This window comes from Burkholderia sp. KL41 (genome assembly GCF_057005415.2).
On record NZ_CM174447.1, the window covers coordinates 1,491,581 to 1,508,755 of the forward strand.

The 17,175-nt window shown below is 63.9% G+C and carries 12 protein-coding genes and 2 pseudogenes; 6 read left to right on the forward strand and 8 right to left on the reverse strand.

Going from position 1 to position 17,175, the window contains the following annotated elements; genetic code table 11:
* Window positions 1–232: 232 nt before the first annotated feature.
* The 6 genes from PQB87_RS24185 (at window position 233) to PQB87_RS24210 (ending at window position 7,867) form a co-directional block, all read left to right on the forward strand.
* Window positions 233–1,387, forward strand: a complete 1,155-nt coding sequence (locus PQB87_RS24185; RefSeq protein ID WP_011548503.1) for an ABC transporter ATP-binding protein — start codon at window positions 233–235, stop codon at window positions 1,385–1,387.
* Window positions 1,388–1,450: 63 nt separating this feature from the next.
* Window positions 1,451–2,689 (forward strand): ABC transporter substrate-binding protein, encoded by a 1,239-nt coding sequence (locus PQB87_RS24190; protein WP_011548502.1) that lies wholly within the window; start codon window positions 1,451–1,453, stop codon window positions 2,687–2,689.
* A 90-nt stretch (window positions 2,690–2,779) separates the two neighbouring features.
* The gene (locus PQB87_RS24195) at window positions 2,780–3,697 is read left to right on the forward strand and encodes a carbohydrate ABC transporter permease (protein WP_011548501.1); all 918 of its coding nucleotides are present in this window, start codon (window positions 2,780–2,782) and stop codon (window positions 3,695–3,697) included.
* An 11-nt stretch (window positions 3,698–3,708) separates the two neighbouring features.
* Window positions 3,709–4,560: a carbohydrate ABC transporter permease gene (locus PQB87_RS24200; RefSeq protein ID WP_011548500.1), complete on the forward strand. Its 852-nt coding sequence runs from the start codon at window positions 3,709–3,711 to the stop codon at window positions 4,558–4,560.
* Between the two features lie 36 nt (window positions 4,561–4,596).
* Window positions 4,597–6,567: a beta-galactosidase gene (locus PQB87_RS24205; protein WP_011548499.1), complete on the forward strand. Its 1,971-nt coding sequence runs from the start codon at window positions 4,597–4,599 to the stop codon at window positions 6,565–6,567.
* 4 nt (window positions 6,568–6,571) lie between these two features.
* Window positions 6,572–7,867 carry a sugar efflux transporter gene (locus tag PQB87_RS24210; RefSeq protein ID WP_011548498.1) on the forward strand — a complete coding sequence of 432 codons (1,296 nt, stop codon included), beginning with the start codon at window positions 6,572–6,574 and terminating at the stop codon, window positions 7,865–7,867.
* 43 nt (window positions 7,868–7,910) lie between these two features.
* On the opposite strand, the gene PQB87_RS24215 is transcribed toward PQB87_RS24210, so the two are convergent.
* The 8 genes and pseudogenes from PQB87_RS24215 to PQB87_RS24250 form a co-directional block, all read right to left on the reverse strand.
* The gene (locus PQB87_RS24215; RefSeq protein WP_011548497.1) at window positions 7,911–9,074 is read right to left on the reverse strand and encodes a glycoside hydrolase family 53 protein; all 1,164 of its coding nucleotides are present in this window, start codon (window positions 9,072–9,074) and stop codon (window positions 7,911–7,913) included.
* A 61-nt stretch (window positions 9,075–9,135) separates the two neighbouring features.
* Window positions 9,136–9,823, reverse strand: a pseudogene (locus tag PQB87_RS24220) (PDDEXK nuclease domain-containing protein).
* A 19-nt stretch (window positions 9,824–9,842) separates the two neighbouring features.
* A complete protein-coding gene (locus PQB87_RS24225) occupies window positions 9,843–10,151 on the reverse strand; it encodes a YciI family protein (RefSeq protein WP_011548496.1) in 309 nt (102 codons plus the stop codon).
* A gap of 12 nt (window positions 10,152–10,163) precedes the next feature.
* Window positions 10,164–10,808: an FMN-dependent NADH-azoreductase gene (locus tag PQB87_RS24230; RefSeq protein WP_011548495.1), complete on the reverse strand. Its 645-nt coding sequence runs from the start codon at window positions 10,806–10,808 to the stop codon at window positions 10,164–10,166.
* Window positions 10,809–10,859: 51 nt separating this feature from the next.
* Window positions 10,860–11,303 (reverse strand): alpha/beta hydrolase, encoded by a 444-nt coding sequence (locus PQB87_RS24235; RefSeq protein ID WP_011548494.1) that lies wholly within the window; start codon window positions 11,301–11,303, stop codon window positions 10,860–10,862.
* 602 nt (window positions 11,304–11,905) lie between these two features.
* Window positions 11,906–12,609: pseudogene (locus tag PQB87_RS24240) on the reverse strand (transposase); the annotation flags it as partial.
* Window positions 12,610–12,778: 169 nt separating this feature from the next.
* Window positions 12,779–14,782, reverse strand: a complete 2,004-nt coding sequence (locus PQB87_RS24245) for a UvrD-helicase domain-containing protein (RefSeq protein ID WP_027791961.1) — start codon at window positions 14,780–14,782, stop codon at window positions 12,779–12,781.
* Between the two features lie 3 nt (window positions 14,783–14,785).
* Window positions 14,786–16,843, reverse strand: coding sequence for an ATP-dependent nuclease (locus PQB87_RS24250; protein ID WP_051363320.1), 2,058 nt, complete (start codon window positions 16,841–16,843; stop codon window positions 14,786–14,788).
* Window positions 16,844–17,175: the final 332 nt, after the last annotated feature.

Below are 17,175 nucleotides of genomic sequence, written 5' to 3' on the forward strand. Positions count from 1 at the left end.
CGGCCTCCGGTCGGCCTGTCGGCATGGTGCAGCGGAAGTGAAGCGGGAGAGTGTCTGCTCATATTCTGGGAGTCTGTCCCACAAGTTGCACAGGGACAGCCGATACGCTAATTTCTCGACACATCAGAGGAAGGAGACGACATGGTACGGCGAACCGGGCAATTTGCGCCACTGAAATTTAAGCGATTAAATTTTCCGATCCGATGCGTATGACGGGCTGGAGGAGAGCGCGATGACCGCCATTTCATTGAAGGACGTCTCGAAGCGCTACGGCGACCATGCGCCGGTGCTGCGTGACGTGAACCTTGAGATCGCGTCGCACGAATTCTGCGTGTTTCTCGGTCCGTCGGGCTGCGGAAAATCCACGCTGTTGCGGATGATCGCCGGTCTCGAGGACGTGACCGAGGGCGAGCTGCGGATCGGCGGCGCACGAATTAACGACACACCGCCCGCGGAGCGCGGCGTCGCGATGGTGTTCCAGAGCTACGCGCTGTTTCCGCACATGACCGTGTTCGACAACATCGGTTTCGGGCTTCGGATCGCCGGCACGCCGAAGGACGAGATCCGCCGCCGCGTGACCGAGGCCGCGCGCGTGCTGCAGCTTGAAGCACTGCTCGATCGCAAGCCGAAGGCTTTGTCCGGCGGGCAGCGGCAGCGCGTGGCGATCGGCCGCGCGATCGTGCGTGAGCCGCGCGTGTTCCTGTTCGACGAGCCGTTGTCGAATCTCGACGCGACGCTGCGCGGCCAGACGCGTGTCGAAATCGCGCGGCTGCACGCGCGCTTCACGCAATCGAGTTCGGTCTACGTCACGCATGACCAGATCGAGGCGATGACGCTGGCCGACCGGATCGTGCTGCTGCATGCTGGCGACGACGTCGCGCGCTTCGGCAGCATCGCGCAGGCCGGTGCGCCGCTCGAGCTGTATCACCGGCCGGCCAACCGCTTCGTCGCCGGCTTCATCGGCTCGCCGCGGATGAACTTTCTGCCGGCCATCGTCGACGCGTGCGATGCGCACGGCTGCCGGCTGACGCTGGACCGTACGGGCGAAACGCTGACGCTGCGCGAGCGCCCGCTGCCGCGCCACGTCGGCTGCGGCGCGCGCGTGCTGCTCGGGATCCGTCCCGAGCACCTCACGATCGCGGCGTCCGGCGATGCCGGCTTGCCGTCGATCGTCCGCGACATCGCGCTCGTCGAGCAACTCGGCGAAGCCGCGTACGTGCATCTCGACCAGCCCGACGGCGTCCCGCTGCTCGCGAAACTGCCGGGTCAGGCCACGTTGCGGCGCGGCGAGCGCCACGCATTCCACGTGCCGCCGTCGCGGTGCCACCTGTTCGACGAAGCCGGCATCGCGTTGCCGGCCATTCACGCCGAAGCGGCGTTCGCGTAGTGGCGTAGGGCCGCCCCGCCGCGCGCGACGCGGCATTCAACACACCAATACCAGGAGACAACGATGAGACTTCGTGCGAGCCGACTGCTGCTTGCCCTGACGACTGCGGCGGTCTGCGCCGCGGGGACGGCCGACGCGGGCACGTTGAAAGTTAACGTCGCCGCGCGCGGCAACCAGCGCGCGACGTGGCAGGCGACGTTCGACCAGTTCCACAAGGCCAATCCGGACATCGACCTGAAGGTCAGCTACGTCGGCGAGGAGGCATACAAGGTGCAGATGTCCGGCTGGCTCGCGACCGATCCGCCCGACGTGCTGAGCTGGAACAACGGCGAAAGGCTCGCGTATTTCGCGAAGCGCGGGCTGATCGAGGACCTGAGCGCGGACTGGCAGAAGAACGGCTGGAGCGATACGTATGCGTCCGTCAAGCAGTCGTCGACCTACGGCGGCAAGCTCTACAGTTTGCCGCTCGGCTATGACGCGTACGGGCTGTTCTATCGCAAGGACCTGTTCGAGAAGGCCGGCATTCACGGCGAGCCGGCCGACTGGCCGCAGTTTCTCGACGCGTGCCGCAAGCTGAAGGCGGCCGGCATCGCGCCGATCGCGGTGGCCGCGCGCGATGCATGGACGCTCGCCGCGTGGTTCGACTACCTCGACCTGCGGATCAACGGCTATGCGTTCCACCAGAAGCTGATGGCCGGCGACGTCGCCTATACCGATCCGCGCGTGCGGGCCGTGTACGCAGCATGGAAGAAGCTGATCGACGACAAGTATTTCATCGACAACGCATTGTCCTACGACGTCGATTCGCTGAGCCCGCTGATCGTCAACGGCCAGGCCGCGATGACGCTGATGGGCACGTGGTATTCGGCCGGATTGCTGAGCGCGACGCGCAACCCGATCAGCTTCTTCCGGTTCCCGGTGATCGACGCGTCGGTGCCGCTTGCCGAGGACGGCCCGGTCAACGTGCTGATCGTCCCCGCGAAGGCGCACAACAAGACCGATGCGCGACGCTTCCTCGCGTTCATGGGGCAGCCGGCGGTCAGCGGCGAGTTCGCGAAGGGGATGGGGCAACTGCCGTCGAACAACAAGGCGCCCGAGCCGCAGGACCCGATCTCGAAGATCGGCTTCCATACGCTCGCGACGACGCCGGGCGGGATCGCGCAGTTCTACGACCGCGACATGACGAAGGAAATGGCCGACGAGGGGATGAAGGCGATGCAGCAGTTCCTGTCCGATCCGGCGCAGCTCGATGCGATCCTGCAGCGCCTCGAGCAGACCCGCAAGCGCATTTACCGCAAGTAATGCGCCGCGCGGCCGGGCCGGCGAGGATGTCGGCCCGGTGCTTCATCGTCACCTCGTCACCGTCACGTTCGTTTCATCGAAGGCCATCTCATGTCAACCAGCCTGTCCGAAAGCGCCGCGCGCCGCGATGCCGGCCCTCAGCGGCCTGCGCGCGCGTCGCTCGCGCGGCGGCGCAACCGCGCGGCCCTGTGGTTCGTGCTGCCGGGTTTCGCGCTCTTCACCGTGTTCGTGCTGTACCCGATCGTCAGCAGCATCTGGCTGAGCTTCCATCACTGGGACGGGATGACGCCGATGATGTTCGCCGGGCTCGACAACTATCGCGAGCTGCTGCAGTCCGATACGTTCTACGTCGCGCTGAAGAACAACGTGCTGTGGCTCGTGCTGTTCCTCGCCGCACCGCCGCTCGGCCTCGCACTCGCGCTATACCTGAACCAGAACGTGTTCGGGATCCGGCTCTTGAAGTCGCTGTTCTTCGCGCCGTTCGTGTTGCCGGGCGTCGTCGTCGGCCTGGTGTTCTCGTGGTTCTACGATCCGACGTTCGGGCTGCTGAAGCTGATTGTCGGGCACGGCATCCCGGTGCTCGGCGATCCGCGTTATGCGACCTACGGCGTGATCGCCGCCGCGCTGTGGCCGCAGATTCCGTTCTGCATGATCCTCTACCTGACCGGGCTCACCGGCATCAACGGCGAGATCGTCGAGGCGGCGCGGATGGAAGGCGCGCGCGGCTTCACGCTGCTGTGGCACGTGATCCTGCCGCAGTTGCGGCCCGCGACCTTCATGGCGGTCGTGCTGACCGTGATCGGCGCGCTGCGCAGCTTCGACCTGATCTCCGTGATGACGGGCGGCGGCCCGTTCGACAGCTCGACCGTGCTCGCTTACTTCATGGTCGACCAGTCGATCAAGTACTACCGCGAAGGCTATTCCGCCGCGATCGCGGTCGTGCTGTTCGCGATCATGCTCGTCTACATCGTGTGGCAGCTGCGCAAGCTGGTGCGCGTCGAATCATAAGGATCGCGAAAATGTATCCGATGCCCGTGTCCCGCTGGGGACGTCCCGCCCGTTGGTTGTACCGGCTGTCGCTGCCGTGCGCGCTCGCGCTGTGGCTCGTGCCGCTGCTCGCGGTGCTCGTCACGTCGATCCGCTCGACCGACGAGATCATCGCCGGTCATTACTGGGACTGGCCGAAACAGTTTGCGCTGCTGGACAACTACGGCGCCGCGCTCGCGCAGACGCCGATGCTGCATTACTTCGCGAACAGCGTTCTGATCACGGTGCCGTCCGTCGCCGCATCGATCCTGCTCGCGTCGCTCGCCGGGCACGCGCTCGCGAACTTCCGGTTCCGCGGCAACCTCGTGCTGCTCGGGCTGTTCGTCGCCGGCAACTTCGTGCCGATCCAGATTCTGATGATCCCGGTGCGGCAGATCATGCTCGGCGTCGGTCTCTACAACACCGTGTGGGCGCTCGTGCTGTTCCATACCGCGTTCCAGACCGGCTTCTGCACGCTGTTCCTGCGCAACTTCATCCGCGAGCTGCCGTTCGAGCTGATCGAGGCCGCGCGCGTCGAAGGCGCGTCCGAGTGGGCGATCTACTGGCGCGTCGTGCTGCCGCTCGTGCGGCCGGCGCTCGCCGCGCTCGCGATCCTCGTGTTCACGTTCGTGTGGAACGACTACTTCTGGGCACTGTGCCTCACGCAAGGCGACGACGCGGCGCCGATCACCGTCGGCGTCGCCGCGCTCAAGGGGCAGTGGACGACCGCCTGGAACATCGTGTCGGCCGGCTCGGTACTCGCCGCGCTGCCGTCGGTCGCGATGTTCTTCGCGATGCAGAAGCATTTCGTCGCGGGGCTCACTTTCGGCGCGACGAAGGGCTGATCCGTCCCGTCCTCTTTCTTCAGCAAGGAATCCACGATGCACCTCGGCGTTTGCTATTACCCCGAACACTGGCCGCGCGAACAATGGGAGCGCGATGCGCTGCGCATGGCCGAACTGGGCCTGACGCGCGTGCGGATCGCCGAATTCGCGTGGAGCCGGATGGAGCCGGCGCCCGGCCGCTACGACTGGGCATGGCTCGACGAAGCGATCGACACGCTCGCGCGTCAGCAGTTGAAGATCGTGCTCGGCACACCGACCGCCGCGCCGCCGAAATGGCTCGTCGATCGTCATCCGGAGATGCTGCCGGTGGCCGCCGACGGCGCGGTGTGGCAGTTCGGCTCGCGCCGCCATTACGACATCGCGAGCCCCGTGTATCGCGAGCACTGCGTGCGCATCGTGGACGCGATGGCGCGACGCTACGGCACGCATCCGGCAGTCATCGCATGGCAGACCGACAACGAGCTCGGCTGTCACAACACGCTGCCGAGCTATACGCGTGCGGCGCTCGAAGGGTTTCGCGCGTGGCTCGCCGTGCGCTATGGCGACATCGATGCGCTGAATCGTGCATGGGGCAACGTGTTCTGGAGCATGGAGTATCGCGGTTTCGACGAGATCGAATTGCCGCGCCATACGCCGACCGATGCGAATCCCGCCCATCTGCTCGACTTCCGCCGCTATCAGTCGGACGAGGTCGCGCGGTTCCACGCCGTGCAGGTCGATGCGATCCGTCCGCACGCGCCGGGCCGCGATGTGCTGCACAACTTCATGGGCTTTTTTACCGAGTTCGATCACCATGCGTTTGCGCGCGGCGGGCTCGACGTCGCTGCGTGGGACAGCTATCCGGTCCCGCGTACCGAAGTACTGCCGCTCGACGAAGCGGACAAGCGGCGCTGGGCTCGTACCGGCCACCCGGACGTTTCGGCGTTCTCGCACGACCTGTATCGCGGCATCGGCAACGGGCGGATGTGGGTGATGGAGCAACAGGCCGGGCCGGTGAACTGGGGGCCGTACAACCCGGTGCCGCACGCAGGCGCGGTGCGGCTGTGGACGTGGGAAGCGTTCGCGCATGGCGCGGAGCTCGTGTCGTATTTCCGCTGGCGGCAGTATCCGCATGCGCAGGAGCAACTGCATTCGGGGCTCAACGCACCGGACGACCGGCTGTCGCCGGGCGGTCGTGAAGTGGCGCGTGTGGCGTGCGAACTGGCCGCGCTGGATCCCGCGTTCGTCGGCGGTCCGCGTGAGACGGCCCGCGTCGCGCTGCTGTTCGACTACGAGGCCGACTGGATGATCCGGATCCAGCCGCACGGCGCCGACTTCGACTATCAGCAGCACGCGTTCGACTGGTATCGCGCGCTGCGCGAGCTGGGCCTCGACGTCGACATCGTCGCGGCCGGCGCCGACCTGTCGCGTTATGCGCTCGTCGTCGCGCCGACGCTGCCGGTCGTCACGGATCGCATCGTCGAGCAGGTTGCGGGCGGATTCGCCCACTGGCTGTTCGGGCCGCGCACGGGTTCACGCACCGCGGCATTCGCGATCGCGCCGGGTCTCGCACCGGGCAAGCTGCGCGACGTGCTGCCGGTGAGGATCGGCCAGGTCGAGTCGCTGCGGCCATCGCTCGCGCCGCGTGTCTCGTTCGATGGCGTCGACGGCCATGCGCTGAAATGGCGCGATCACATCGACAGGGAAGCGGCACCGGGCGTCGACGTGCTCGCCGCGTGCGACGACGGCGTGCCGGCACTCGTGCGGCGCGCTCACGTGACGATGGCGACCGCCTGTTTCGACCGCGCGCTGTTGCGCGCGATCGTCTCCCGCTGCGCGCGAGATGCCGGGTTGCAGGTACGGGCGCTCCCGGACGGTGTGCGGTTGCGTCGACGCGGGCGCGTCACGTTCGCGTTCAACTACGGCGACGCACCCTGCCTGCTGCCCGCGCCGGACGGTGCGCGCTTTGTGCTCGGCGGCCGGGAACTCGGCGCGGTGGACGTTGCCGCCTGGGTCGAGCCGGACTGACGCGGTGCAATCGTTGCGGCCGCTGCGGCTGCATTTCGCGCGCCTGGCCGGGATCGCGTACTTCGTGCCGCTGTCAGCGGCGGCACTGATGCTCGGCATCGCGATGTCGTTTACCGCGCCGTACCTGTCGCTGTTCGGTGTGGAAGCGGCGGGGATGTCGCCGTTTCTCGCCGGCGTCTTCATGACGTCGATCGCGGCGAGCGGCGTCGTCGCGAGCACGTGGGCCGGGCGCTGGTCGGATCGACGCGAGCGGCACCGGCCGCTGCTCGTGTTGTCGCTCGCGGCTGCCGCGCTCGGCTTCGCGCTCCTGTGCGTGCTGCGCGCGCATGGGCCGGTGATCGCCGCCGGCACGATCCTGCTCGGCGCGGGCGCCGTGTCGCTGTCGCAGATCTTCTCGTTCGCGCGCGCGGTGCTGCCCGTCGCCGACGATGCGCAGCGCGAACTCGCGTCGGCCGCGCTACGCACGATGCTGTCGATCGCATGGGTGTTCGGTCCCGCGCTCGGTGCGCTGATTCTCGCGCAGACCGGCTTTACCGGGCTCTTTCTTTCGGCTTCCGCGGGCTTCGTCGCATGCGCGGCGATCGTCGCGCGGATCCCGGAGCCGGCGCGCCGGCCCGCGACCGTTCACCTGCCGGCCGTGACCCGCGTTGCGCCGCCGCTTGACGATGCGCGTGCGGCGATCGTCGTCGCGTCGCGCGCCAGCGTGTTGCGCACCCTCGTCGCGCTGACGCTGATCGGCCTCGTGGCGAACGCGACGATGATCGTGCTGCCGCTCTTTATCGTGCGTGCGCTCGGCGGCACGCCGGCGAACGTATCGGCCGCGCTCGGGCTGGCCGCGCTGCTCGAGATTCCGATGATGCTGTGGCTCGGCATCCGCTCGACACACCTCGACAAGGCGCGCTGGCTGACCGCATGCGCGCTCGTGCATGCGGCGTATTTCATCGGCCTTGCGGCGGTGACGCGCGTGAACCTGATCCTGCCGCTGCAACTGCTGAGCGCATGCGTGGTCGCGATCACGTCGTGCCTCGGAATGACGCACGTATGCGACCTGATGCCGACGCGCCCGGGCACCGCGACCGCGATGTTCTTCAGTACCGCGCGGGTCGGTTCGATCGCATCGGGTGTGTTGTCGGGCGCGTGCGTCGACCTGTTCGGCTATCGCGCGACGTTCGCCGGATGCTGCGGGCTCGCGCTCCTGGCGTGCGTGCTGCTCGCCGTGGATGCGTACGGCGGGCGGGGCGACGCAGGCGGCGGGAACGGCACGCGCGGTGCGCGCCGCGGCTTCGGTTCACCGCACTGACGCGGCATGCGCCGGTGCGGTGAAGTCGCGACGCCGCGACGCGTCAGCGCTGCCGGAACGCGTCGAGCGACGGCAACGCGTGACCGTGGAAATCGAACAGCGTGTTGTTGTCCCACTGGTCGCCCGCGCCGAGCTTCCAGCCGACACCGCGCGTCGGGATCCATTCCGGTTCCCACCAGAACACGCCCTTGCCGCGATTGCCCGGCACGCCCTTCACGATATCGACGACCGCTGCGAGGAATTGGGCCTGGCCGGCCGGCGACGGCGGAAAGGTCGTCGATCCGGTGTTGGTCATCGCGTTCGGCTCGGAATCGCCATCGCTGGTGGTCCACGGATACGCGGTTTCGACGACGATCAGCTCCTTGTCGTAGCGCACCGCTAGGTCGTTCGCGTTGTTGCGCAGATCGTCGAGCGAGCCTTGCCATTGCGGGTAATACGACAGGCCGATCACATCGAATGCGACGCCGCGCTGCGTCGCGCTGTCGAACCACCAGCGGCTCTTGCCGTTGTCGCCACCGCTGTCGACGTGCAGCATCACCTTGATGCGCGGATCGACGGCCTTCACCGCGTCGTGGCCGGTTTTCAGCAACTGCGCGAGATTGTCCCACTGGTCGTAGCGGCCGAGCGGCCACAGCATGCCGCCCGTGATCTCGTTGCCGATCTGCACCCACTCGGGGCTCACGCCGGCGCGCTGCAGCCGGCGCAGCACGTCGGTCGTGTACGCCGACAGCAGCGCGCAGGTTTCGGCCAGGCTCTTGCCGGCCCATGCATGCGGAGGATATTGCTTGCCGGGGTCGGCCCACCAGTCGCTGTAGTGGAAGTCGATCAGGATGCGCATCCCGAGCGCGGCCGCGCGCTGCGCGAGCACGACGACGTGCGCGGCATTGTTGTAGCCCGCCGCATCGCTCTGGTTCGCTGGGAAGAAATCCGGGTTGCCGGGATCGTTCCAGACCTTGATCCGGATCGAATCGACGCCGTGCGCGCGGAGAATCTTCAGGCAGTCGCGTGGCGCGCCGCCGCGGTCGAAGAAGGCGGCGCCATGCGCTTCGAGTTCCGGCAACGTCGAGATGTCGGCGCCCATCGCGAACTCGGCCGCCGCCGCACTGTGCGGCGCGGGTCGTGCGAAGGCGGCCAGCGGACCGGCCAGGTCGAGGCAGGCAAGCGCCGCGCTCGACATGCTCCAGCGCAGCATCGATCGTCTGTTCATCGTCATCCTCCATGTCATGGACCCCGTCGGACGCGGGGTCGGTTCCAGTGTGTTTAAGCGCTTAAATTTCGACCCGCGAGACAGGGCCGAGTTGAGCGTAGCGCACCTGTCGCCGCCCATGCAAAGAACGCGCGCGTTGCCTACTATCTGGCGAGCGCCGGCACGCGCGCCGCGTCGCGCTACGACCGGTCGCGATTTCGGGCGCGCGTCGCACCCGTGATGACCGCGATGCCGAACAGGATGACGGCACACGATCTCGATGATTGCGCGGTAATTGGAGTTGACCCCTGTAGTCCCGGACACAAGATCGGGGCGTAACTCGGATCGGTTTCGTCGGGCCGCGCAGCGCATAGTCCGCCGCCAGCCGAGTTTTCTGCTTGCACTGAAGCAGGCCGATAGTTGGCTGGCCTTCCGGTGCCTTGACTTGCGCGTCGGGCGCGGAAAGGTAGAAGTGCAGTTGCCCCGTATTCGGGCTTGAACAGCATCGATTTAAGTTCGACGACGACATGGCACCGAAGCCTGAGATAGCAGAAGAGCAGATCGATGAAAAACTCGTCGCCGCGTCCCTCTAGCCAATACTGACGCCCGACGAACGCGAACCGGGCACCCAACTCCACAAGGAAACGCAAAATGTGCCGCGAGCGCACGGTCGATGTCGCGCTCCTGGCGGTTATCGTGGCGCTGTGGCGATGTGTTGATGAGCGTTGGGATAATATCCTAGAGCGCTGATCGGGATGCAGCGTCAGCACGCGTCGTCAATGAAACTGTTCAGATCGTCCTGGCACCTGCTGCCCAGTGCGTAGGAAAACCCGCCACACATATCGCAGGTTCGCAGCAGACAACATCGAACTTTGCCAATCCGTGGATATGGAACGGGTCTTCGGCAATCATTGTCTCTATATCCCGTGGTTGGCCCGCATACGCGAGCACGAAACCGCCGCTTTCTCCATGCAGCGGGCCCGCGGCAAGGATATTTCCCGCTTGCGCGTATTTGATGAGCCACGCCTTGTGAGCATCGAGATGCGCCTGGATTTCTTCGAAGGGACGGACGTAGTCGAGCTTGATGGCGAACAGCATAAGCGACTCCTGTTACTGGATGGTTTGCGCACCGGACGTGCGTATGTCGACGAGTACGTCGGTCAGGGTCGCCCTGGCAAGCGCGATGCTCTCGTCCCGGACGGCTTGACCCTTCGACGCTCCTTCGGCCCGCACGAAGCGGACGTCGGTGATGCCCAGGAAACCGAAGAACGCCTTCAGGTAGCTTTCCTGGAAGTCCATGTGTGAGAGCGGTGCGTCCGCGTAAAATCCGCCGCGCGCAGAGGCTACGATCACCTGCTTGCCGCCTGCCAGGCCGACCGGGCCGTTTTCGGTATACCGGAACGTGCGCCCGGCCTGGGCTACACGATCGAGCCATGCTTTCAACTGACTCGGCACCGAAAAGTTGTACATCGGCGCACCGATGACAATGACGTCGCTCGCTAGAAACTCCTTGACGAGTGCTTCGGAGAGCTCATGTTCGCGCGCGGTGGCGTCGTCGAGAGCACCGACGCCGATCTGCCGAAATCCTGCTGCGATCGGGCCGGTGAGATGCCGGATTTCGTCGTGGACGAGATCGCGGTACGTCACATGCGCCGACGGATGCTGCGCCCGCAGACCAGCTACCACGGCTGCGGACAGCTCTCGCGTGATGGAACTGTTGCCGAGCATGCTCGAATCGAGATGAAGGATATTCATTGAAGCCTCGCTGACAGGGGAGGAGTGAAGCGCGTCGAAACGCGCTGGAATTCATTGCGATGCCTTCCGGGCGGCCAGATCGATCAGCCTCGCGACCTCGTCCGGGTGAGATAGCATCGACATGTGGCTGGAGCGAATCGACGTGACCGTTGCCCCGATGTGCTGCGCAATGGCTTGCTGCACGGCGGGCTTCAGCGCATTGTCGTTGGTGGTTCGCAGATACCAGACAGGCTTGTCGTGCCAGGCCGCGTGCTGGATTTTCCCAGTGAAGCAGGCCGCTGCGACAGGCTGTTGAACCGATGCCAGGACGCGAGCCTGTTCGAGCGGAATGTCCGCTGCCATGACGTGCTGAAACGCTCGCGCATCGTCGAGCCAGATTAGCCCATGGGCGTCAGATGCGAGGCCGGTCATCGGCGCGTGGAGGCGTTGCAGCAGGTCGGCGACGGACTCGCCGTCGTCCGGTACCAGCGCGGACAGATAGACCAGGCCTTTCACACTGGCAGCGTTGCCGGCCTGTGTAGGCGTTCGTTATTAGCGCTAGCCGTGTTCAGAAACGTTGCTAGCGGAAATTCTCAAAGAAGCCTTGGCGAACAGGGGCTTTTTGAAGTTTTCTGGCGGCTGCTTGGCCGTTGCGTTTCTGCAACAGAAACTTGGCCTATGTTCACTAACGTTGCTAGCACGTTGCACGTGTTCTTTAATACTGCTAGCGCACGTGTCGCGTGGATTGATAGGGATCCATATGGCTTCGATCGAAGAGCGGGCCGCTCGAGCAGCGAAGATTGCGTCCGTGCTTCGACCGCTTGGCAACGGCGTGCTTTCCCGACAGCAGGCTGAACGAGCAGCACAGCTATTAGGCGTTCACTGCACCACCGTATATCGCCTGCGTCGACGTTTCCTCGCAGATCCGGTCGCCAGCACATTAGAGCCAAGGCAGCCGGGTAGGGCGACCGGGGGCAGACTGGACGCCGCCGTCGAATGCGTCATCGACGAGGCCGTGCACGAATGGCTCCCTGATCAGCGACACCTTGCGCATCCTGCAACTGATCTTGTACTTGAGGTGAAACGTCGCTGCAGCGTTGCAGGTCTATCGCCTCCAAGCGGGTGTTGCTGCGGTCCACCGCAACGCGACCGTCATGTCGCCGCTTATCTCGCCGCACGCCAGGGCGGCGCAGCAGCAACTGTTGCTCCCGCATGACCCGATACACGCGCTTGGCGTTGATGCACGGCGCACCGGTCTGCTCCCGACTGCGGCGCAGCAGCGCCCAGACACGCCGGTAGCCGTAGGTCGGCAGATGCGCCACATGGGCCTGAATTTCCTCGACCAGCCCGGCATCATTGGTCATGCGGGCACGGCGACCATCGCGCCAGTCAGACGAGCGAGCTCGCTTCACCGCCACGGCAGAGCGCGCCACGCCGAGAACTTCGCAGACCGTCTTCATCGGTCGTCCCCCGGCAGCAAGGGCGAGCACGCAATCAGGTTTTTTGAACGGCCCCATTCCACGGCTTCTTTCAGGATTTCGACCTCGAGTGTCTTCTTCCCTAGTAGCCGTTGCAGTTCCTTGATTTCCTTGATGGCGGCGGCCAGCTCAGATGCCGGCACAACGGTTTCGCCTGCCTTCACCGCTACCAGACTGCCTTCCTGGGATTGCTTGCGCCAGCCGAACACTTGGTTGGCGTTGACGCCGTGCCGACGTGCAACGGCCGACACCGACGCTCCCGGCTCCAATGTTTCCTGAACGATGGCGATTTTTTCTTGCGCCGTGCGCCGACGACGGCGCTCCGGCTCGGTCAGAATTTCGATGCTTTCCACGTAACGACTAAGCTTACCGATAGGCGCAAGACTATCCGTTATTTTAAGAGAGTCCTCGTGTCCTCAGATACGTGGGGCCGCTCCATTGGGCTCGATGCCATTCGGCTTGCACGTCACGACGAGAATGTCTCAAGTCCGCAAAAAATCCATCGCTGTACGCCTAGACTTGTACGTGCGCATCTGAGCAGCAATCAATGACAGTCCAACCTCGACCCATCAGCGTGTCGAGTTCCCCAGGCCCAAACGCATCCTTTCGCATCGCCAAGCACAGCAGATGGGTCGGGCGAGTCATCGCGACGTAATGTAACTTGAGCCGCCCGAGCGTTCTCGGGCCTTCAGGGACTTGCCGGCCCCTGGCGTTTGTCGAAAAGCCGCCTGACTTCGTGCCCAGCAACCATGGCTTCAGTTCGCTTAGATGATGCGCGTGGTAGAAACTGTCGAGGACGAGCGTCGCCGTGTGCGTTTCGCCCTTCACCGCATGGATCGAGCTCAGCCGAATGTGTACCTGCGGGGCGTCGGGCGGATAAGCAAACAAATTGTCTGCGCACGCGGCAATTGCGGCTTCGCCCTCAGCTACGGGCTGAGCCTGCGGCAGCGCTAAGAAGGTGGCAACATCCTCGCCGAGCACCTCTGCACCGCTCAGTTGCCGGATCACCGCCTCAATATGGGCTTGTGCTGCCGCGGCGCAGAGCGCAGGGGTGATATCCCCTTGGTGTGTCAAGATGATTTCTTGCAATGCGAGATATTCGCATCTCGCGTCGCTGTCGCCAAGAATCTCGACCACCCGGCGATGAGGCGATTTTCGTGCGCTCGCCCCATACGGGACGCCGGCAAGCTCGCTTGCGGCGAGGAGCGCCGCCGCCACGGCGTTGATAAGTTTGCCCGTGTTTCTGCTGCCAGCCATCTCAAAACGAGCCCGCGCAAGGTATTGGGCGAAGCTGCTCGGCGTAGACTCCTTCCGAACGCATGCCGGGTCGTAACTGGGCACATAGTGTCCCATCGCTCGCGGGATGCGATCGTCGTCTCCGGGTTCGTGAACCCCAGCCACTGCAGTGAACACTCCGTTTTCCAGTACAGCCGCATCGAAGCTATCCAGCAGATGCTGGCCATAGCGCTCCAGCACTCTCTGGACCGACCCGTCATCGAAAAGGAAGATTGCCGACGCCTTAGGATCGGCGCTGAGGTGATCCGGTGGACCGGCGCCGATTAGCGCATGCGGCGTAACCCCCAATCCCTTTACTTGGTCCGCAAGATTCTGACCAAAACGGTAGCTGCGTGGCATTGGATGTACAACAGCGCCTGGAAACTGATCCGTCGTGGCGCCGCTCTGGCTGGCGCTTTCGTAGATGGCTTGGTTGGAGTCGCCGAAACGCTGACGGCGCGACGGCGCGTCGCCGCTGCAAAAGATGCGGTGCAGCAGCGCCGATTGTGCCTCACTGTTGTCCTGCGCCTCGTCGATGAATACCAGCGGAAAGCGCCGACGTAGCATTGGAATCGTCTCAGGATGCCGATCAAGCAATTCGCAGGCCCATACGAACATTTCGTCGAAGCAAAAATATCCCTGTTCGCTCGACTGGCGACGCGCATCGATCATCGCTTGATATGTCGGCGTCTGCGGTCCGAAACGGCCTGTCTTGCCCCCGCCATAGTCAGTCTGGTCGTAAATCAGGCAGGTCTCGCTCAGATTTGCCTGCTGCAAAGCCCAGCGCCGATTCGCGGGTAACAGGTTCCACCGCTTCGCAAGTGCAATCCTGGTATCGATGCAGCGCACTTCGACTCCTTTCGACCGAAGCCAAGGCAGCGCGAGATACTCATTCACAAACGCGTGGATCGTGCCGACGAAGTGCGGGTAGCGTGTCAAGGAGACACCCAACGCCGAGCTGCTGAGCTTCGCGCTGATTTCGTTGCGCGCGGCATTGGTATGTGACAGCACGCAGATGCCCTGCTGACGGCTTGGCCAGCGCATCGCTAGAACTGCGAGTTTTGCGACCAACAAAGTCGTCTTGCCACTTCCCGGGCATGCCTCGAAGTCGATTGTGTCGAGTCGCAGCATTGCTCGGAGTCGGCTGTCATCACCCTCGACAGCCGCAAATCCGGCGGGGCCAAGCCCCATCAATACCGCTGCCCAGGTAACGTCTTCCTCGCGGACTAGATCGTCGTACATCACTCAGGCCCCCGGTGCCCGCGCCATCACTACCGCGCCGGGCTCTCCGGCTGCGCCACCTGCGAGCGGCGGTGCGAACGGCCCGGTGACATGCTCGATAGCAGCAACGATGTAGGGCGGCAGCAATGCGCGCAAGCTATGGGCATCTAGGTTATTGTAGGCGGCCTCCTTTTCCAGCAGTTCGGCAAGATATTGCGCGCCGATCGCCTTTGAGGCCCCATCAGCCTCAAACAGCGCATAGACATGTGAGGCGAGCGTCGATGGGTCATGACCCGCATCGATCAGCGCTTGATAGGCTGCATCGGCGGCGGCGAGGATGACGGCCTGCTCGGCAGTGCCGGCAGAGAGGCGGTCATTGGCTAACGCCAGTGTCCCAGCGCGGTAGACGTGCTTGCCGAGACCGTGGAATGCGAGGTCAAATTCAAGCGTCCATTCGTTAGCGACGAACGTCTCGACCTTTTGGCCTGAGGCCTTCTCCCTGCGGTCGGCTCGCCGCTGTTCAAGGTGTTCGCCCGGAAAATCGTCCTTAATCCGCCATTGCCGCTTTGAGGGAGGTCTTGGAGGGATCGGTTGCCCGTCCTCCAGCTTGCCGACGATCCAAGGCGCATTGTTGGGCATCACGTCCATGTCGGTGATGCAGGCGACGGGAATGTTAATGACCCCATCCTTCTCGACGTCTTCGCGCATGAAAATGCGTGCGTATCGGCCGAGCCCAACACCGCCGACATTAACCACGGAGACACCGTGATGGTGGAAATCGCGGTCAAGTAACCTCGCTATGACGGGCAGGAGGATGTTCTCGGCATCCCCCTCGACGATCATCACTGCGCGCGCGAAGAACAAGTTTGCCTTGGTGACGTCGAGGAAGCGCTCGAGAAATCGATAGTCTGATGCGCTGAGCTTGGTCTTACCCTCACACAGAGGGAAAGCCCGTCCGCCTTCAATCAATACGAGCTTGTCGAGTTGTAGGTCCGAAGCGAGATTGGCACTGTGCGTTGTAACGATGATCTGGATGCGCTGTCCATCGGCACGCGACTTCTTTGCCTGTGCCTGCAGGAACGACATAAGTTGCAACTGCCGCTGCGGATGGAGATGCGCCTCGGGCTCTTCGATCAGCAGCAACGGGAACCCGTCGCTTTCAGTGGCGAGAAGCAGGAGCTCGCACGCCATGAACAGCAGGTTGTTTGAGCCGAGTCCACGACTGTGCGCACTTTCGGCGTCAGACGACGCGGTCAGTACGAGCTCAAGCTTCTCAAGTAGCTGCCGCAATCTGAGGCTGTCCTCCTGCGCTCCTGCTACGCCGATCCGCGCATTCAGCATATCGTTAGCGAACGAGAGGGGCTTCAAGTACTCGTCATTGAGTCGCTTTCGAGCCTGCGTAATGCCTTCGCTCTCCCCAAGCAGATGTGTAGCATAGTCGCCGAGGCCCAACACACTCAACGTCGTCGGGTCGGGTGGCGGATCGGCAAGTTTGTCGAAAGGGTTTCCTGTGTCGCGGATTTCAGTGGTGTGCTGGAGAATCTGCGATAGTCGCGATCCTCGCCCAGAGCTCATGGCCCGCTCGGCGTCGCGCAACGGCCGCAGATACGTCGCCGTCAGCAGCGATCGTGCCCCCAGATCGAGCAATGGGCCGTCTCCCTTGGCACCCGTGCGCCACTCAGGCGGAAGAACGCGGCGCGAGCTGCCTTCCTTGGTGTTGCGTTTCGCAACCCAGGTCACGATCAGCGCGGTATTGATCGCCCCGGCTACCGTCTCATACGTGAGGAACTCGGCAAACGCACCTCGATCCGCCGTGGTGAGTCCTCTAAAAGTCAGACGGATGATAATTTCGTCGGCACTTGGACCACCGGCGGTGGGCTGATGAAAATCAAGTGGATCCACCCGCAGCAGGTCCTGGTCACGCGTGCCGACCACCAAACGTAGCGCGTCGATGACCGCTGTCTTGCCGGCATCATTCTCGCCGACCAATGCGGTAAGTCCCGGGGACAGTGCTAGCACGGGCGCTTTGTTACCGGCACCAAACAGCCGGAAGTTCTCGATTCGAATTTCTGCGATATACACAGTGACGCCCCTGCTGCGTAGAGTCCTACCGATAGGCTAATCCAATGACACATCCGAGAGACTGAAAATTGCTCGGAAATTCTAACCGATCATTGGGGCTGCAATAGGCCGGAAATAGAATTTCAGGTGCGTCTAGTAAACGGTAATCCTTCGCTTTTGACGCGAGTCGAAGGTCGCGTTTCTGTTGTGGCCACGAGCCCCTGTTTCGGCGCCATGGCGGCCAGGCCCATGTTAGGGCGCTCGTGATTGTATTGCCATATCCATTCGGTTGCGACGTGTTCAACATGCACGGTCGTCCGATTCGATTGCGACACAAATCCAACATGGTTGGA

Excerpts from the sequence above, each read along its gene's own strand:
- PQB87_RS24185 (WP_011548503.1), top strand. The coding sequence starts at position 233 with ATGACCGCCATTTCATTGAAGGACGTCTCGAAGCGCTACGGCGACCAT.
- PQB87_RS24190 (WP_011548502.1), top strand. The coding sequence starts at position 1,451 with ATGAGACTTCGTGCGAGCCGACTGCTGCTTGCCCTGACGACTGCGGCG.
- PQB87_RS24195 (WP_011548501.1), top strand. The coding sequence starts at position 2,780 with ATGTCAACCAGCCTGTCCGAAAGCGCCGCGCGCCGCGATGCCGGCCCT.
- PQB87_RS24200 (WP_011548500.1), top strand. The coding sequence starts at position 3,709 with ATGTATCCGATGCCCGTGTCCCGCTGGGGACGTCCCGCCCGTTGGTTG.
- PQB87_RS24205 (WP_011548499.1), top strand. The coding sequence starts at position 4,597 with ATGCACCTCGGCGTTTGCTATTACCCCGAACACTGGCCGCGCGAACAA.
- PQB87_RS24215 (WP_011548497.1), bottom strand. The coding sequence starts at position 9,074 with ATGAACAGACGATCGATGCTGCGCTGGAGCATGTCGAGCGCGGCGCTT.
- PQB87_RS24225 (WP_011548496.1), bottom strand. The coding sequence starts at position 10,151 with ATGCTGTTCGCCATCAAGCTCGACTACGTCCGTCCCTTCGAAGAAATC.
- PQB87_RS24230 (WP_011548495.1), bottom strand. The coding sequence starts at position 10,808 with ATGAATATCCTTCATCTCGATTCGAGCATGCTCGGCAACAGTTCCATC.
- PQB87_RS24245 (WP_027791961.1), bottom strand. The coding sequence starts at position 14,782 with ATGTACGACGATCTAGTCCGCGAGGAAGACGTTACCTGGGCAGCGGTA.